Below are 17,358 nucleotides of genomic sequence, written 5' to 3' on the forward strand. Positions count from 1 at the left end.
GGAATGACAGTGAAGAAAATAATACTGCTGATTTTTATATTATTTACAGGAACGGCTTTTACTGCTCCTGCCGCTTTAGTGCTTTCGGTCACCAGTAAAGTCAGCGCACAGCAGGGAGGAAAGGAGCGTACATTAGGTAGGGGATCGCAACTGTTTACTGGCGACACCATCATCACCGGCGCCGGTGCCAAAGCAGAAATAAAATATACGGATGGTTCCCTGGTCAGTATACAGGAAAACACCAGCTATCAGATTGTCTCCTATTCCAGTCAGCAGAATGTAGAGTTTAAAACCAAATTAAATAAAGGTGCGATCGAGTATACCTCCAGTAAAAAGAAAAAAGGAAGCATCCAGACGCCGGTAGTTGCACTGGCCATTCTAGGTACAAAGCTTCAGGCCATTGCAACTCCCAGCAATACTTACCTGGATGTAAAACAGGGACTGGTGAAAGGAGGAAATCAGCTTGTAGGGCCGGGTCAGCAGTTTTCCAGCGGCTCATTCGATAGAAGTGGAAATTTTACACCCGGTCCTATTCCCTGGAAATATTCAGACAGCACACAAACCTCCAGTACGGATAGCTCCGCGGGGACAACGGGAGGAAATAGTAATAGCAGTACAATAGAGCAAAATAGCCAGATTGCTACAGAGACAATCGGCCTGACCACTTCACTAATTGAAAACACGACAATCAATACTGCAGTGAGTAATATTGTTACTGAATCACAACTACCGGTAGTAGTAAGCGAAACAGTTGAGCTCGCCGAGATTATCGCTATCTGCCCCTAGAATGTGTGCCGAAGCCCGGAGCATGTTATAGCCACCGGCACAGGTTTCCTGTAGTATGTGAGCGTTTTATATTAATGCTCTGATAGAGGAAATTATGAAAAGGATTTTATTTGTCTTATGGCTGAGTGTTATTGGCAGCAATGCAATAGCATCAATCTTCACTGCAGAAGATGTGAATACGCTTAAAGAACATTTCAAAGCGAATATCAGCGCGGAAGGTGCGATTATGGCCTCCCCCTCACGCAGTAATCCTGACTACTATTTCGACTGGGCACGTGACTCAGCAATATCGATGAATCTTATTGCCTCCTGGTATGAGCAATACCGGGATCAGGATAGCAAACAAAAGTTATTTAACTATGTCAGTTGGGTTGAACGTCTCCAACACCAGCAAGATCCGTTACCAGGGCAGGATATATTAGGAGAACCCAAATTTTATATGCCTGACAGTCCATTAGCCAGCCAGCCCTACACAGGCCCCTGGGGTCGTCCCCAAAATGATGGTCCGGCGATAAGGGCGATTACCCTGATGCGATTTGCAAATAGCCTTATGGCAGATGGTGAAAGTAATTATGTACGTGAGCACTTATACTTTGAAGGCTTAAACCCGGATACGATGGGCGCTATCAAAATGGATCTCGAGTATACCGCTCATCATTGGCAGGATAAAAACTTTGATCTCTGGGAAGAGGTTTTAGGCGATCATTTCTTTACTGCTATGGTACAGCGCAAAGCACTGCTGGAGGGCTCTGCCTTCGCCAAACGATTCAATGACAGGCTTGCTGCTCAATTCTATCTGGAACAGGCTCGATTGATTGAAAAGCGCCTTTATAAACATATCGATTGTAAAAACAACCTGATTCAGGCTACCCTGCCCCCGCACTCAGGCCCGCAAAAGAACCTGGAGCTGGATAGCGCAGTAATTCTGGGCGTCTTGTTAGGCAATACTCATGACAGTTTCTTTTCAGCCGATACAAGCTATGTTAAGCACACGGTGGAGGCACTCAAAGATCAATTTAAATCCCTGTATCCAATCAATGAGCAATATGGTAATGCCCTGTTGTTTGGACGTTACCCGGGAGATACTTATGACGGCTATCGCAATGACGGTAAAGGAAACCCCTGGTTTATATTAACGGCCGCTGCCGCTGAATATTACTATACCCTTGCAGCAAACGAACTGAAACATACGCATCACAAGAGCACTGTCGAACAATACATTCAGCTTGGCGATGCTTATTTACGTCTGATCAAAGACTATGCCCCTGATTTATTGATGAGCGAGCAAATCAATCTTGAAACCGGAGTACAGCAAGGCGCCTATTCCTTAACCTGGAGTTATGTCGCTGTATTGAGAGCAATCGAAGCCAGAGAGTCAGTGGACAGGTCTCAACCGCAAATCAAATCTGGTCAGCCTGTCTCCGTTAAACGGCCAGCACCAGAAATAACTTCTTAATCTGACGATGTGAACGGCGCATTGAACAACCGTAAACATGAGGCAGCTCCGCTGCCTCATGCAAGAATAGAGAACCTAGCAAAAACCTCCAGTGAAAGTGGTAACAGAGAAATTGCTGATTTCGTGTATATTTGTGAAAGCTCCAGTACTGGCTGAAAATCCAAAATACAATGTTGCTGGAATCGCTCCTGCTTGCGCAAATAAATTATAGTTTGATATATACTGAGCTCCATTAATATACAAATTCAATATCCCTGAACCTGTAATAGTAATGTGATAATTCAGCGGGGTTGACTGATTCCGTAATGCTACGTTCTGCCATAAACTGAACCCGGGAATAACGCTTGTGATAAAGGGATTATTAGGAGATGGCCCTCTGATTGCAATAGAGTTTGGCTGCTTTCCAGGTCCGCCAGCACAGATAGGCATAAGGAGATCACAGGTTGGGTTAGAAAAGTTTCCAAATTCATCCAACCCAATACCAACGTAACCTCCAGGAATTGTTGCATATCCAAGCCCGCCGCCAAAAACACCGATATTGGCAGGAACTCCTTGCGAGGCATCCAATAGAAAAAAACTAAACCCGTCGGCACCATCGCCACCGAAGGAATAGGTTGTAAATCTTACATCTATTCCCTGTGATGTCAGAACAGGCTGGGTTGTTATAATCCCGCCTCCATCCAATAAATTGGCTAGCGTCAGCCGTAATGTACCTTGACCATTTATATCTGGAACATTCCCATTTAATCCACCAGGCGTACCTGCCTGACAAGTCGGTATAGTTCCATTATTCACACCTGTTGCTGTTAAACAGGCACTGCCATAGGATTGCCATGGCAACACAGCCGATGCATTAGCGAAAGAATCCTGAGCCAATATTGCTTCACAAGTAAGTCCAATATTTGTCACATTGGATGTAATTATGCCCGAACCATTTGTAACTTCACATAGTTGGCCTGCAGGTTGAGTTAATACAGTAACATTATACAGGGAGCCGACCACCAGGGCCTCTGAAAAAACGAAAGGACCATTCGAAGGTATCGCAAGGTAATTTCTCTTATTATTTTGAAGCACTGCACTGGTTCCCTGTTTCAGACAGCTTGTCACTCCGCCCACTGTATAGTAATTTGTTGTGGGCAAGGGAGGCCCCTGTAAAATATTTAATTGTTCCCCTGCACATGGCTCACTACAACGCAATGGGTTACCCATGTCGCAAAGTATCGGTCCACCATTAATGCTCCCTTGCAAAGCACCGCCATGAATCCTTAAGTTCAGAATGCAGGATTGCTGATATCCTAGCCACATAGTGCCTGGACAATCCCAGGGACTGCTAACAACCTGGGAAACACCTGGAATCGGTCTCATGATGAGGGTATGCGGCCTGAGGGATTGATTGGTAATCTGATATTGGACTGTGGCTGTGTCATTCACAGCCACAGTCAGGGCTGTCTGAGTTAATGGTGTAAATGTCCACACGGGCATTCCTGCATAGGCAGCCGTCAGTATCGAAGTGCCAATCATCATTGCAATAGTTTTGGAAATAAACAAGTTTGCCATAAACGTTCCTTCAGCCAATGTATGTCAGATTGAATAAAATACCCTGAGCGATAAGGTGGTTGAGCTTCAGCCCTGAATTCATGCTCTGCCCCTCAGCGCGGCCCAAACTGCTTTTGCCCCAATCAGCCAGCGTATAACCTCCCCCGATTTGCCAATGCCTGTTCAGTATTTTCTGTAGGCCAGCCCCAAAAGTCAGCGCCAGTGCCGTTTGCTTATGATCGGTGAAATCGGGAACAGGAAACACACCACAGCTTAAGGATTTATTGCTAAACTCATGAGCCTGATTAAAACTCACCCCAATACCGCCGCTTATCCAGGGTATAATCCCGGCTTCATTATTAAGCAGTAGTTTACCCTGTACAGCCACGCGCTGGTGGTTAATACGGTAATGATAACTATGGTTACTAAACTGCGGGTCTGCGTCATCCCAAATTTCGCCATCCAATCGCGCAGCGCCCGTCACTGCTCCCGATAACCCTAATTGACCACGCAAGACACTGCCTAATACTTTCTCCATTCCAATAAATAATTCGCCAGCTCCCGTTGAGCCGAGATTTTTTTTCGCTGCATAGGTGTTCTCAATTTCGGGAGCCAAAAAAAAAGTCTGTGTTTTCCCAGCCTTTGTCCAAACAGTCCCCCCACTCACAGAGACTACCCAGCCCCCAGTGCTTTGAGCAATTAAAGGATTTGATAGCAGACAAGATAATGTCATTAGGCAAACACTGCGTTTCTTCATTATGACTCCTAATCTCGTTATCCTGGTGATCTAATGCAACACCTGCTCACGTTGTCTAACGATAATCTAGTAAATTGCTCCAAGACTTGTGACAGCCCCTGCGGGGGGAGCCAATAATTAATTTTTAACCCAGTTGTCATAGGCTTTAGCGCTTGAATCGCTTCGGCCCAGGTCTTTCAGCGCTTTTCCGCTCATTAAATAATCTTCAATAGTTTCTAAACTGAGGCCCTTGGTTTCTGGCATGAAATAATAGCTGTAGACCAATCCAAAGAAACAGATTGCTCCATACAATGCGAAAGTAGATTCGATTCCAATTCCGGCATGCAAAAGAGGAAAGCTAAAAACGACCAGTGTATTGAAACCCCAGTTGCTGATTGAGGATAAGCCCATACCTGCCCCTCTTACGTGCAAAGGAAAGATTTCCGACATTGCAATATGTGGGATGGGGCCAATGCTGATAGCAAAGGAAAATATGTAAACTGTCAGGCAAATGACAGAAAGAGAAGCGATTAAAGAGGTCTGGTAAAATGAAAAGAGACTCAGCGCAAAAAGACTGATAAATGCACCAGAGAAACCAATTAAAAGAAGCTTTCGCCGACCAAGCTGGTCTACCCAGAATATAGCGCCAATGGTGACCAGCATATTAACCAAACCAATCCCCATGGTTGCCAGAATTTGCCCGGTTGCATTGTTGAAACCCAGATTCTTAAAAATCTCCGGTGCATAGTAGATAATGACATTAATGCCGCTTAATTGCTGTAAGCAGAATAGCATCATACCGAGCGATAACACCGGCAGCATGGAACGGCTGAATAATTGCTTCCAGCCCTGTGTGTGCGGTTCACGGCTTAAAGTTAATTCAATATGATGTAATTCGTGACTGCAGTTTTCCTTTCTCAGACGCTGCAAGGCATTGGCAGCCTCTTTTTTTCTTCCAACGCTATATAACCAGCGCGGAGATTCAGGTAGAAACAGAATAAAAATAGTTAACAAGCCGGCTGGAATGGCACTTGAAGCAAACATTGCGCGCCAGGCATTTTGTTCAATCAATAAATAGTTAACAGAATAAGCACATACGATCCCGATCGTAATCGCAAGCTGATAAATAGCGACCATTGCTCCGCGCCATTTTTCAGGAGCAGTTTCAGCCAGATAGAGCGGTGTTATAACTGCCGCAGTTCCAATGGCGATACCGAGAATAAAGCGTGACACAATCAGAATCCACTCCTCGGCAGCAAGAGCTGCTCCCAGAGCGCCGAGAAAAAAGAGCAGGCCGGCTGCCGATAAGGCACTTCGTCTGCCAAAATATTTTACCAGTTTAGAGACCAGCAAAGCACCAATCAACATAGAGCCAAGAAGTGCACCGAAAGGCAAAGCGGAAGTCATGACCCCAACTTCAGTATGATTCAAAGCGAAATGCTCCTTCACCAGAGCAAGGGAGCCTGCAATGATTCCTTCATCATAGCCAAATAGAAAACCTGCTAATGATCCAATGATTGCAACTAATAATGCCATTTCTTATCCTTAATTAAGCTCAAGTTTACCAGTCTGATCCATCTACACTTTGTCGGAAATCAGAGCATTGGCTTTTTTGCAAAGATCCGTGATTAATTGCCAATCCCTGTTCTGCACTGCTGTTTCAGGAACCATCCAGGAACCTCCAACACACTGTACATTAGGCAATGCCAGATAGTCCATACAGTTGCTGCTATTAATTCCGCCAGTAGGGCAAAATACAGCATCGGGTAATGGGCCATAAAATGATTTCAATGCTGCAACACCGCCCATTGCGCCTGCGGGAAAAAATTTAAAATGCCTGTATCCCATCTCCATACCCAGCATGACCTCAGAAACACTGGATATTCCCGGGATAAGAGGAATCGAAGTTTCTCGCCCTGCTGATAACAGACTGGGGGTAGCTCCTGGGCTTAATGCAAAGGCCGCACCCGCGTCGAGCACCTGCTGTAGCTGTAAGTCATTAAGCACTGTTCCCGCGCCAATAATCATCGTTTTCATTTCCTGGCTCAACAGGTGAATCGCTTCAAGAGCGATTTCAGTGCGTAATGTCACCTCCATGATGCAAATGCCTCCCTTTAACAAGGCTTCAGCCAAGGGCAAGGCTTGATTAAGATCTCTGATAACAATGACAGGAATCAGCGCACTGGCAGAAAAAACCTTCTCAGCCGATAGTTTCCAGTTAAAAGGCTCCATTCTCATTCATCCTTTGTTTTAAATATGCAGCAGCTCCCAATAAGCCAGGCTGTTCCGCAGTGATTACAAATGTTGCAATTTTCTGATTAAAGCCTGTAAAACGTCCTTTATTTTCAAACCGTTCACGAAACTCACTACCGCTCAATAATGGCAATAACCTGGGAACAATTCCTCCTGCGAGATAAACACCTCCCAGAGAATTACCTGTTAAAGCCAGATTCCCGGCAAAACTTCCCAGACTTGCAAAAAACTGATTGACCGCCGTTACGGCAAGAGGACAAGCTGTAGTGAGCGCCAATTCCGCGATTTTAGCAGCAGATCGAAACTCAATGGGTTGGTCTTGAAACATTGCCAAGGCCTGATAAAGATCTTCAAGCCCTCCTCCTGATAAAACACGCTCACAGGAGACATGTCCGTATTTTCGGGACAAATATTGGTAAATGAACCACTCCTGTTCAGTCTGGGCTGGCCAGTCAGCATGCCCTCCCTCACCCGCAACAGGGATATACCCATGACTGCCGGGAATTAACTGAGCCACTCCAAGACCCGTACCAGCACCAAGAACCAGCATGTTTTGATCTGGTTCTGGATAACCGCCGCCTATCTGCAATTTATGCAAAGATTGTAATACAGTAAGGCTCATGGCCGTGGCAGTAAAATCATTCAACATATATAAGCGGTTTAAACCTAGTTTCTGCTTTACAGAGTTAACTGAGAATTGCCAGTGAGAATTGGTCATGGAAATTGTATCGCCATTGACGGGACAGGCAATGGCAATCGCTGCATGCTTAATATCTTCCACTTCGCAACTGTTCAGATAGTGAATCCAGGCATCCTCTATGCGCTGATAATTGGCACAGGGAAGGATTTTAATCTGATCTATAGCCAGACTGTTCAGCTCAACACGGCAAAATCGGGCATTTGTACCCCCTATGTCAGCGGCAACCGCATACTGCTCACTCACCATTTACTGCAACTCCCGCAGGAAAAAGGCTACAGGCCCCTTCCTCAGCACTTGAAAAATTATTTCTTAAATGAATAAATAACTCTCTCCCCATACCATTAACTGGTTCGAGCGTTCTGACAGCATGTTGTCTATTTTTTAATTCCTGAGCGGATACCAGCAGTTCGACAATACCTCTTTGCCCATCGATAAGGATCATATCGCCATTTTCTGCTTTTGAAATAAGCCCCTGGTCTGCAGCCTCAGGCGTGACATGAATAGCGGCTGGCACCTTGCCGGAAGCGCCGGACATGCGGCCATCCGTTAAAAGAGCAACGCGAAAGCCTCTATCCTGCAATACACCAAGTGGCGGAGTCAGTTTATGCAATTCAGGCATGCCACAGGCTTTAGGCCCTTGGAAACGCACTACAATTACACAATCTCTCTCCAATTCGCCGGCATGAAAGGCCGTTTCAAACTCTTCCTGGCTTGAAAAAACCAAAGCAGGCGCTTCAATCACCTGATTTTCCGAAGCCACTGCAGAAGTCTTGAAAACAGCTCGCCCGAGATTACCTGATAACACCTGTAATCCTCCCTGGGGTTGGAAGGCGTCGCTCACCGGACGCAAAACATTCATATCAGCTGACTGAGGTTCACTTTCAATCCATGCAAGTTGCCCGTTATCGAGAGTCGGCTTTTGTGTATAACGCTGAAGACCAAATCCAGCCACAGTGTGCACATCCGCATGCAGTAACTCATTTTCAAGCAGGGTTTTTATCAGATAGCCCATACCTCCTGCCTGCTGGAATTGATTAATGTCGGCATCACCATTCGGATAGACTCGGGCAAGTAACGGGGTAATCTTCGATAGCTCTGCAAAATCATCCCAATTGATAATCAGGCCGGCTGCACGCGCAATCGCAATCAGGTGCATGGTATGGTTAGTTGAACCACCGGTTGCCAGTAAACCAATAATTGCATTCACCAGCGATTTTGCGTCAACAATTTTGCCAACTGGTAAATACTCCCCCCTTAAATCGGTCAGTTCAATAATTTTCTGTGCAGCGGCTTTGGTTAATTCATCACGTAAAGCTGTGTTTGGATGTACAAATGAAGAGCCAGGTAATTGCAAACCCATTATTTCCACGAGGAGTTGATTGGAGTTGGCTGTTCCGTAAAAAGTACAGGTACCAGGAGAATGATAGGAAGCCGCTTCAGCGTCCAGAAGCTTGTCTTTGTCCACTTTCTTTTCGGCATACAACTGACGTATTCGCGCCTTCTCTTTGTTCGAGATCCCGGATGGCATAGGCCCTGCGGGAATTAGCATAAAGGGCAAATGACCAAAAGATAAGGCTGAAATCAACAGACCAGGTACTATTTTGTCGCAGATGCCAAGCATCAGGCCGCCGTCAAACATATTATGAGATAAGCCGATAGACGCGGACATGGCTATTACATCACGACTCAAGAGGCTTAACTCCATGCCAGGCTGTCCCTGCGTGATACCATCACACATGGCCGGCACACCGCCGGCGAACTGAGCAATGCCTCCGGCTTCTGCAACCGCCTTCTTGATTAGTGAAGGATAATGCTCATAAGGCTGATGCGCGGATAGCATATCATTATAAGCGGAAATAATACCGATATTAGGCTGTCTCATTTCACGGAGAATCTGTTTCTCATGCAAAAGGCAGGCAGCAAATCCATGTGCCAGATTGCCGCAGTGCAGGCCTTTACGATGGGGGCCTTGCACTCTGGCCTCTGTCAGTTGTGAAAGGTATTTTTCACGCAGCTGAAAACTGCGCTCATTAATTTTATCGGTGATGTCTCTGATACGAAAATGCATAACAACCTCAAGAGGGAGCAAACATAACCTGCAATCGGGTCGCAGGCTGATTAATAAAAGCACGAATAGGCATGGTCAGTGCGTCATTGTCTGCTAATGCCTCCTGAAAGACACGCATCTTGTTCTCACCGACTAGCTGCAAAAACAACTTTCGGGTTCTAAGCAGACGGGGTTTGGTTAGTGTGATTCGTTGAAACGGGGCTTGAGTTGTTGTTAGTGCAATCACGTCCTTTGCGAAATTCGATAAGCCATATTCCAGCTCTCTGCTGCCAGGAAATAAAGAGGCGGTATGGCCATCCTCTCCCATTCCCAATATCACCGCGTCAAACAGAGGAATCCTGGCAAGTTTGGCTTCAGCTTCGCCAACAGCCTCTTCAATAGTTGAATTTTGAGTAGAAAAATTGATGAAGGCGGCAGCAGCGGCTTTGTTTTTTAAAAGACAGTTCCTCACCATCCATTCATTACTATCGCTGTCCTGTGCGGTATTCCAGCGCTCATCCACCAGAATTACCGAAACCGCATCCCAGTTTAAATCTTTGCCAGCCATCACTTCAAATAATGCAGCCGGAGTTTTACCACCAGAAACAGCCAGGTAGGCTTCACCTCTTGCAGTAATAGCCTCGTCAAGAATTTGTATCAATCGATTGGCAAATTCCTCGTGAAGCATTTCACAGTTATCAAAACGATGTATATCCATTTACTCATCCCAGCTATGCGCATCCCGTGCTAATAAACTGGTTGCCATCGCCGGCCCCCAGGTTCCTGCCTGATACGGACGAGGTGCTTCCGAGCTCTCTTGCCAGGCCTTTAGAATTCCGTCAATCCAATCCCAGGCTTGCTCAACTTCATCTCGGCGTACGAACAAATACTGGTTACCCAGCATTACCTCTAATAAGAGACGCTCATAGGCATCAGCGATGCGCTGTTTGTTAAAGGTTTTGTCAAAACTTAAATCCAGTTTGCTTTCCTGAAGCTGCATTGTTTCCCCAAGTCCAGGAATCTTGTTCATGATTTGAATTTCGACCCCTTCATCAGGCTGCAGGCGAATAATTAACTTGTTGGGAGCAAGCTGTTTGTAGGTTTTCTGAAAAATGTTGTGCTGGGGAGCTTTGAAATAAACAGCCACTTCACTGTGCTTTTTCGGCATTCGTTTGCCAGTTCGCAGATAAAATGGAACACCTGCCCAGCGCCAGTTGTCTATATTGACCTTCATCGCGACAAAAGTTTCAGTCCTGCTTTCAGAACGGGCTCCCTCTTCTTCGAGATACGCAGGAACGGCTTTTCCATTCACAAATCCACTAGTATACTGCCCGCGAACAGTCGAGGCTTGAACATTGGCATGATTGATTGGACGCAGTGCTTTTAGCACTCTTAGTTTTTCATCCCGAATACTGTCCGCATCGAGACTGGTTGGAGGCTCCATAGCGATGAGGGATAAAACCTGTAACAAATGATTTTGCAGCATATCGCGCATCTGGCCTGCATCATCATAATAACTCCACCGCCCTTCAACCCCCACCTCTTCGGCAATAGTAATCTGCACATGGTCAATTGACTGATGATCCCAGTTATTTACAAATAATGAGTTAGCAAAACGCAAAGCCAGCAAATTCAAAACGGTTTCTTTTCCGAGATAATGATCAATTCGGTAAATCTGGTTTTCTGCAAAATAACAGGAGACCTGATTATTGATGACAATCGCTGAAGCCAAATCCTTTCCAATGGGTTTCTCAAGTACAATGCGGGCAGGAAAATCAGCCAGACCATTTTTAGCCATACCCTCTGCAATATGGCCGAATAATGAAGGTGGTGTTGCAAAATAGCCAATTGGAATCAGATGATCTGCTGTTTGTTGTATTAATTTGCGATACTCATCAGTCTGTAACAAATCCAGTTGAGAATAACGAAGACGCGAAGCCAGGCGATCCCATACTGCATTATTAAAAGGAGTATTGAGAAACTTTTTAAGATTGGAGGAAACGAAATTACTATAGGATTCGAGATTAAAGTCTTCGCGGGCTACACCGTGGATAAGCGTATCCGCATGCAGCATTCCTGAACTTTCCAATTGATAAAGAGCAGGTAAGAGTTTTCGGCGAGCCAGGTCACCTTGGGTGCCGAATAAAAAGAGATTGCAGGGTTTGTGTTTGACCAGCATCTTGAATTGAATCCTTTCATTCCTACTTCAATCCCTGAAGTTTACAATAGCAAGAGACAGGCTACAAATCATTTTTTAAATTAAAGCCAGTACCAGGTACTTTAGCAATATTGTCCAATAGTTTACCAATAAGATTATCAGCAATATCGGGATTAGCTATCCCATGCGAGTTAGATGATTCAAGAATGGCAGTATTATATCTGATACGCTTGTCCTTACCCAGCTTGTAAGTTTCTTTAGCTACCTCAATCAGGTGCAGCTCCAAATCTACTAAATAGGTATGAGGAAGTTTGTTTTCACTAAGGTCATCCTGGATGAGCTTTGCGCATTTATCCATAAAACACAAGCAAAAGATGAGCAGTGCATGAAGTTTCAAATTTCCAACATTCGTCTTTAAAAAATTGATTTCTTTATTCAAAGTAGCTTGCAATTCATTCAGCCAGGGTCTCACAAGATTATGAAGTGTTTTCAGCGGTTTCTGAGCATCAAGCCTTTCGGAGGTGCTATAAGCTGGGTTCTGACTATCATTTGCCAAGACTTTGTATGAATCGGCAAATAGTAACAGGAATAACTCAATCTGACTGACAAGAAACTCCTGAACTTTCTCAATCCCGGGAAGGTCTTCAGGGAGTTTAGTCTTAAAAAAATTATCCCAGTTTTGAATCAAGGTATTCATGTCATTCATATCAGAATTAAAAGCCTCAAGACATTTAGTATTTTTTTTGCCAATTTTATATTCATTGTTTTTTGAATCTCCATCGAGTTTATACTCAATGTTTTTTGAGGCTTCATTGAGCTCCTCTTCATAAGAGCTTTGCTTTTTATTAAAGCCGGGAGACACAGGCTGCTGGGGATCTGAATTGTACACACCTCTATCTCCCTTAAAAATGTAATGACCCTGACTTTTGCGCGGCACAGTCGCTCCTTAATCGGCAAGTTACTTTGATAATTTTACAGCAAATAACAATTTTTATCCACTAAGTTTTATATTTAGACTTTTATTGGCACTGAAATTTCATCGCATGATGCCGTTAAACGATGTTCCTCTCGTGCTTTCTTCACCATAAAGAATGTTGAACCACAGCCGTAAAATGAATCAACGGATCGTTTCAGACTTCCCCTCCCTGATTCACTGCTCCCTGTAATCTGTGAACTGGAACTGGATAAATCCATTGAGCTGGTCAAAGAAGAATTCGAACTGCTTAAATCGACTTCACTCTCACTATCGCTCGCACAAAGATGCGTTGATTTTCCTGTTCTGAGTCCCTGATGAACTTCTCCGGTTAACATATTGTGCACACCCGGAAAACTAACACCGTGCGATCCACGATACTCTATACCTTTAAATTCGGATAACACACTATCACATGCCTGACAGCACAGCTTGGATATACCGATATGAACAGGTTCCTCTGGTTTTATCGAGTTGTTCTGACGCAGATAGTCAACTATTAATTGTTCTGCATGCCAGTTCCCTTTGCCAATGCTGTCTGAACGGACTAATAATTCGTAGTTGCCAGATGTTAATGCTTTAGCTTGCTCGACAGATAACCCTGCATCAGTTATACCATAGTATTTTGCCAGAAAATAAGAGGATGCCAGCTTTAATAATGCCTTTTGCAGGTGCTCTCTTTGGCTTTCACACTTTTTATTGCGCTCCGGCACTACCGTGGCATAACCGCCCGCATCTTCCTGACCTAAAGCCCTGACTGCCAGTGCCGCCAGAGCCAGGCCTTTGGCATTAAAAGCAATATTTAACTTTTCATCCGCAAGCGATTCACCATCGGTAAGAAACATATCAATATCATCTGAGACTTCAAATTTAGAATCAGCCAGAAAATCTGCTTCCATTTTTTTGATGAAATCCTGTACGATATTTAAGCGTCGCTCCATCAGTTTAGTAAACTTGCTGATGGTATCCGCTTCGTCAGTAGCTGTAATACGTGGGAAGTTAGAGGCTATTACAAATTTCCCTTCATGCAATACGACTGCAACACAGGGGCTAATCGTATCATGCACAGCCATAAGACGACTCAAGCTATCGACTCGTCGTTGTGCTTTTACTGCGTTTTTTCTTGTTCTTTGTGGCTCAGGCGGAACAGCTATATTATTTTCACGGATAAATTGATCAATAAAATTAGTATGCGGAAATTTATTCGTCGCAGCAGGTGTCAAGGCTAACTGATTAATTATCGCAGGAACGATTTTATTGACGATGTCGTTATCCTCTACACCAGTCTCTGTTAAATAATGAGCAATCCCTTTTGCTTTACTATTGGAGATATTAATTTTTGGTTGCTGTGTGGCAGCACTATTAAGGATTAACTCTTGAATCTGAGATTGGCGCATTTTAAACCTCGGAAATTGAATCTTAACTTTCAGTGAAAACTGAACATTTTCGAGTAGTTTACAGGTCAAAAATTAACAAAATATTAAAATATTAATACTTTTTGAATTATTATGCACAAATTACAATGTATTGATTCATGAGTCAGCTGGAGTATACTGAAACCTCACATGCTTCATAGATGTTAAAAGGATTTAACTCTCAACAAGGAGGTTGTAATGAAGTTCAGATTATTTTGTGCGGCTCTGCTCCTGTCTCCCCTGTCAGCATTTGCGGATGAGGTTCCTGAAAATAAACCTGTAATACCTGCTGCAAACGCCGCTCCTGAAAATACCGTGCTGCGCCAATATACAACAGAAGACAAAACAGCTGATCTGGCCAGTTTCCAGCGCAGTATAGATTATCCTACTCAAATTGTTCGAATCAAAGGAAGCCTTGCGGATAAAAATTTAAGTTGTGATGAGGTCAATAAAGCAATTGATAAGGCAATGGTATCAAAAATAACTCCTGATAAGTTTACTTACAATATTTATATTTCCTGCAGCTATGATCCTCAGACTCGTCTGGCCACCAGCTTTTTAATCAATACTTATTTTGATCCGCTTTCAGATAATGCTATCGATTATTTAAATAACTATCTGGCCGAATATAATGGTTCTGATCTGCTAGGAACCTCTTTTAATATTGAAAGTGCGAAGGGCGTTGTTATCTCCATGAACCTGAATGCCGGTTATAAAAATAACATGCGCAAAACCACTTATACTTTATATCACCAGGATCGTGGAAATTATTTTTTTAAAAGCAATTATGATTTGAAAAAAGAACTTATAGCCGATATTTACAGCCGTTTTTATTCCAACGATCCGGAAGTCGTTTTACCTTTTCTCGACAAATGGATTAGCCCCTATGCCAGCTCTATTTATCCTGGAATTCTTCGCTCTTCAAATTATGTGGAGCTGCAGCCTGAAAGGATATTCGTAATGGACCATGAAGGGGATCTTTTCGTGTCTAATTTAAAATATTATTTCGCTCACACCTGCACTAAATATACCAATAAACGTTGTATGTAAAACACAACAATTCTATATCAGGACTACAACAATTGCAGTCCTGATAATTTCTGATTAAAAACTTGTAAACAGATAATAATAACCCTTGTACAACAGGAACAAACCAATCAACAAATAGATCAAAGCCATTATCATCAATCCATTGGCATGTGCTGACCACCAGTGAGCCATTCTTATTGCCTGATCAGGGAAGAATAAACGCAATAAAGCACTCAAGAGTATAAGCCAGCCAGTAATTGTGATTATCAAAGGCCAGGCCACTACCCAAACGTTATGACTAATGACCAGCAATAATCCTAAGATTAACGTTATGATGGCCATAAAAAGCATCAACGGTGAATCGGCAACCATCGCATTGATTAAGGGATGTAAATTTTTACGGCGGAAAAAGACATATAAACTGGTAATCACCAAATACCAGCCGATCACTTTCGCCAGGAAAATTGTAATGTCCATAGCGTGCTCCAAAATACAGTTTCTATATTATTAGTATAGCCTAAACAGTTGTTTTTTTGCATATTTTTGAATCACGTCATCCGGAGCACCGCGAGGGATTTCCTTACAGTTCATACACTCGAATAGTGAGTTAAATTCCGGCAGGATGAATTAGAGCTCGAAATGGTAAAGACCGTGCCACTCCGAGGAGATCCCTCGCTGCGCTCGGGATGACGTGGGGAATTACATTTATTCTAACATCAATGTCGTTAAATCATCAGATGGTTTTAACTGCATTTTTTTGATTAAAAAAGTACCCAAAGCAGCAATTAGAAAATTGAGAATTAATGCGTAACAGGATAAATATCCCGGTATAATATAATCCCCTATTTTCAAGGGATAGATGGAGGATTTAAAGTTTAACCACAGGATCCCCCAGGTGCCGCTGATAATTCCCACAATCCAGCCCAAAATCAAGGCACGATAATCAAACCAGCGCGTATACAAGCCCACGATAACAGAAGGAAATGTCTGGCTAATCCAGATTCCACCCAATAACTGCAATTGAATGATATAATCCAGCGGCAAAAAAAGGATAAATGCCAATGCGCCTGCTTTAATCAGCAAGGAGATAATCTTGGCAATTTTCGCCTCATCCTTAAGCGAAACTGAAGCCCTGGTATATTCTTTATAAATGTTTCGCGTACATAAATTAGCTGCAGAAATCGACATAATTGCAGCCGGCACTAAACCGCCAATGGCAAAGGCCGCGAAAGCAATGCCAAGAAACCAGTCTGGAAAGCTGACAAGATACAAAGCGGGCACTGCAAAATTCGCTTTATATTGTTGGAAATAGGCGGTAAACCGAGGGTTTGCTTCAACACCAGCCGCCAAGGCCATATAGCCTAGCAAAGCGCATATCCCCAATAACACTGAGAAAAGCGCAAGAAGTATCATATTTTTTCGGATAGCGTTTTCACTTTTAGCACTCAGCATCACATTAATGCTGTGCGGATATAACAGTAATGCCAATGCTGAACCAAATGCCAGTGTAAGATAAGCACTGTATTGATTCATATTGCCTTCGACCGGGGCTTTTAAAAGCAGTTTATCGGTGGGGATTTTTGCAAAAATAGCTGAGAATCCCCCCAACTTTGCCGGAATAATCAGAATGGCTGCAATTAAAGCGATATAAATTAATATATCTTTCACCACTGCAATCAGAGCAGGCGCTCTGACCCCGCTTCGATACGTATAAACAGACAATATAATAAATGCGATGATTAGAGGGGCCTCGCCAGCCAGGCCTGATGTGGGAAATCCCAAGGCTGCGATAATGATCTGAATGCCGGCTAATTGCAAAGCGATATAGGGCATCGTGGCGATAACCCCGGTTATCGCCACCAGTAAAGAGAGCAGTGAACTGTCATAGCGAGCCCTGACAAAGTCGGCTGCCGTAATAAACCCATGTTGTTTTGACACTGCCCATAATTTTGGAAGGATAAGAAAGCCGAGCGGGTATACAATAAAGGTGTAGGGAATAGCAAAGAATCCAAGAGCGCCAGCCCCATACATAAACGCAGGAACAGCAATAAAGGTATACGCCGTGAATAAATCGCCACCTACTAAAAACCAGGAGATAATGGTTCCGAAACTGCGCCCGGCCAGAGCCCATTCATGAAGAGAATCCATGTCTGCCTTTCGCCAGTGAACAGCCATAAAACCAATGAGGCTCACCAACAGGAAAAAGAAAAGAAAAATCAGCAACATGCTAAAAGACACGAATTACTCCATTATTGTGAATCACTCCCTG

General features: G+C 43.8%; 15 protein-coding genes. 3 read left to right on the plus strand and 12 right to left on the minus strand.

Annotation, left to right across the window (positions count from 1 at the left end; translation table 11 throughout):
* The first annotated feature begins 9 nt into the window (after nt 1-9).
* Both B1207_RS03160 and B1207_RS03165 read left to right on the plus strand, forming a co-directional pair.
* Nucleotides 10-786 (plus strand): FecR family protein, encoded by a 777-nt coding sequence (locus B1207_RS03160; RefSeq protein ID WP_172458094.1) that lies wholly within the window; start codon nt 10-12, stop codon nt 784-786.
* Nucleotides 787-880: 94 nt separating this feature from the next.
* Nucleotides 881-2,242 carry a glycoside hydrolase family 15 protein gene (locus B1207_RS03165; protein WP_112218551.1) on the plus strand — a complete coding sequence of 454 codons (1,362 nt, stop codon included), beginning with the start codon at nt 881-883 and terminating at the stop codon, nt 2,240-2,242.
* A 75-nt stretch (nt 2,243-2,317) separates the two neighbouring features.
* Here B1207_RS03165 and B1207_RS03170 read toward each other — a convergent pair whose 3' ends face one another.
* From B1207_RS03170 to B1207_RS03215, 10 genes are all read right to left on the minus strand, one after another.
* Nucleotides 2,318-3,799, minus strand: coding sequence for a lectin-like domain-containing protein (locus B1207_RS03170; protein ID WP_112218552.1), 1,482 nt, complete (start codon nt 3,797-3,799; stop codon nt 2,318-2,320).
* Nucleotides 3,800-3,809: 10 nt separating this feature from the next.
* Nucleotides 3,810-4,535 carry a porin family protein gene (locus tag B1207_RS03175; RefSeq protein ID WP_112218553.1) on the minus strand — a complete coding sequence of 242 codons (726 nt, stop codon included), beginning with the start codon at nt 4,533-4,535 and terminating at the stop codon, nt 3,810-3,812.
* 117 nt (nt 4,536-4,652) lie between these two features.
* A complete protein-coding gene (locus B1207_RS03180) occupies nt 4,653-6,050 on the minus strand; it encodes a sugar porter family MFS transporter (protein ID WP_112218554.1) in 1,398 nt (465 codons plus the stop codon).
* A gap of 42 nt (nt 6,051-6,092) precedes the next feature.
* Nucleotides 6,093-6,746 carry a bifunctional 4-hydroxy-2-oxoglutarate aldolase/2-dehydro-3-deoxy-phosphogluconate aldolase gene (locus B1207_RS03185; RefSeq protein ID WP_112218555.1) on the minus strand — a complete coding sequence of 218 codons (654 nt, stop codon included), beginning with the start codon at nt 6,744-6,746 and terminating at the stop codon, nt 6,093-6,095.
* Nucleotides 6,733-7,713 (minus strand): glucokinase, encoded by a 981-nt coding sequence (gene glk, locus B1207_RS03190; protein WP_112218556.1) that lies wholly within the window; start codon nt 7,711-7,713, stop codon nt 6,733-6,735. The genes B1207_RS03185 and glk overlap by 14 nt, the downstream gene beginning before the upstream one ends.
* On the minus strand, nt 7,703-9,535 hold the full coding sequence (gene edd / locus B1207_RS03195; protein ID WP_112218557.1) for a phosphogluconate dehydratase: 1,833 nt from the start codon (nt 9,533-9,535) through the stop codon (nt 7,703-7,705). The genes glk and edd overlap by 11 nt, the downstream gene beginning before the upstream one ends.
* Nucleotides 9,536-9,542: 7 nt before the next feature.
* Nucleotides 9,543-10,232 carry a 6-phosphogluconolactonase gene (gene pgl / locus B1207_RS03200; RefSeq protein ID WP_112218558.1) on the minus strand — a complete coding sequence of 230 codons (690 nt, stop codon included), beginning with the start codon at nt 10,230-10,232 and terminating at the stop codon, nt 9,543-9,545.
* Entirely contained in the window at nt 10,233-11,693 is a 1,461-nt protein-coding gene (gene zwf / locus B1207_RS03205; RefSeq protein ID WP_112218559.1) for a glucose-6-phosphate dehydrogenase, read from the minus strand.
* Nucleotides 11,694-11,754: 61 nt separating this feature from the next.
* A complete protein-coding gene (locus tag B1207_RS03210) occupies nt 11,755-12,609 on the minus strand; it encodes a hypothetical protein (RefSeq protein ID WP_112218560.1) in 855 nt (284 codons plus the stop codon).
* Between the two features lie 74 nt (nt 12,610-12,683).
* Complete coding sequence (locus B1207_RS03215; RefSeq protein ID WP_112218561.1) at nt 12,684-14,042, minus strand: nucleic acid/nucleotide deaminase domain-containing protein; 1,359 nt, start codon at nt 14,040-14,042, stop codon at nt 12,684-12,686.
* Between the two features lie 216 nt (nt 14,043-14,258).
* Here B1207_RS03215 and B1207_RS03220 point away from each other — a divergent pair, with 216 nt between their 5' ends.
* Entirely contained in the window at nt 14,259-15,110 is an 852-nt protein-coding gene (locus B1207_RS03220) for an Lpg0189 family type II secretion system effector (RefSeq protein WP_112218562.1), read from the plus strand.
* Nucleotides 15,111-15,164: 54 nt separating this feature from the next.
* Here the strand turns inward: B1207_RS03220 and B1207_RS03225 are convergent, their stop codons facing one another.
* Entirely contained in the window at nt 15,165-15,566 is a 402-nt protein-coding gene (locus B1207_RS03225; RefSeq protein WP_112218563.1) for a hypothetical protein, read from the minus strand.
* 228 nt (nt 15,567-15,794) lie between these two features.
* The gene (gene mctP, locus B1207_RS03230; protein ID WP_216362450.1) at nt 15,795-17,327 is read right to left on the minus strand and encodes a monocarboxylate uptake permease MctP; all 1,533 of its coding nucleotides are present in this window, start codon (nt 17,325-17,327) and stop codon (nt 15,795-15,797) included.
* Nucleotides 17,328-17,358 lie beyond the last annotated feature (31 nt).

This window comes from Legionella quinlivanii (genome assembly GCF_003265995.1).
Taxonomy (GTDB): Bacteria; Pseudomonadota; Gammaproteobacteria; order Legionellales; family Legionellaceae; genus Legionella_C; species Legionella_C quinlivanii_A.

Coding starts and splice junctions, on each gene's coding strand:
- glk (WP_112218556.1), bottom strand. CDS start 7,713: ATGGTGAGTGAGCAGTATGCGGTTGCCGCTGACATAGGGGGTACAAAT.
- edd (WP_112218557.1), bottom strand. CDS start 9,535: ATGCATTTTCGTATCAGAGACATCACCGATAAAATTAATGAGCGCAGT.
- B1207_RS03225 (WP_112218563.1), bottom strand. CDS start 15,566: ATGGACATTACAATTTTCCTGGCGAAAGTGATCGGCTGGTATTTGGTG.
- B1207_RS03180 (WP_112218554.1), bottom strand. CDS start 6,050: ATGGCATTATTAGTTGCAATCATTGGATCATTAGCAGGTTTTCTATTT.
- B1207_RS03185 (WP_112218555.1), bottom strand. CDS start 6,746: ATGGAGCCTTTTAACTGGAAACTATCGGCTGAGAAGGTTTTTTCTGCC.
- B1207_RS03215 (WP_112218561.1), bottom strand. CDS start 14,042: ATGCGCCAATCTCAGATTCAAGAGTTAATCCTTAATAGTGCTGCCACA.
- pgl (WP_112218558.1), bottom strand. CDS start 10,232: ATGGATATACATCGTTTTGATAACTGTGAAATGCTTCACGAGGAATTT.
- B1207_RS03165 (WP_112218551.1), top strand. CDS start 881: ATGAAAAGGATTTTATTTGTCTTATGGCTGAGTGTTATTGGCAGCAAT.
- B1207_RS03175 (WP_112218553.1), bottom strand. CDS start 4,535: ATGAAGAAACGCAGTGTTTGCCTAATGACATTATCTTGTCTGCTATCA.
- B1207_RS03170 (WP_112218552.1), bottom strand. CDS start 3,799: ATGGCAAACTTGTTTATTTCCAAAACTATTGCAATGATGATTGGCACT.
- B1207_RS03220 (WP_112218562.1), top strand. CDS start 14,259: ATGAAGTTCAGATTATTTTGTGCGGCTCTGCTCCTGTCTCCCCTGTCA.
- zwf (WP_112218559.1), bottom strand. CDS start 11,693: ATGCTGGTCAAACACAAACCCTGCAATCTCTTTTTATTCGGCACCCAA.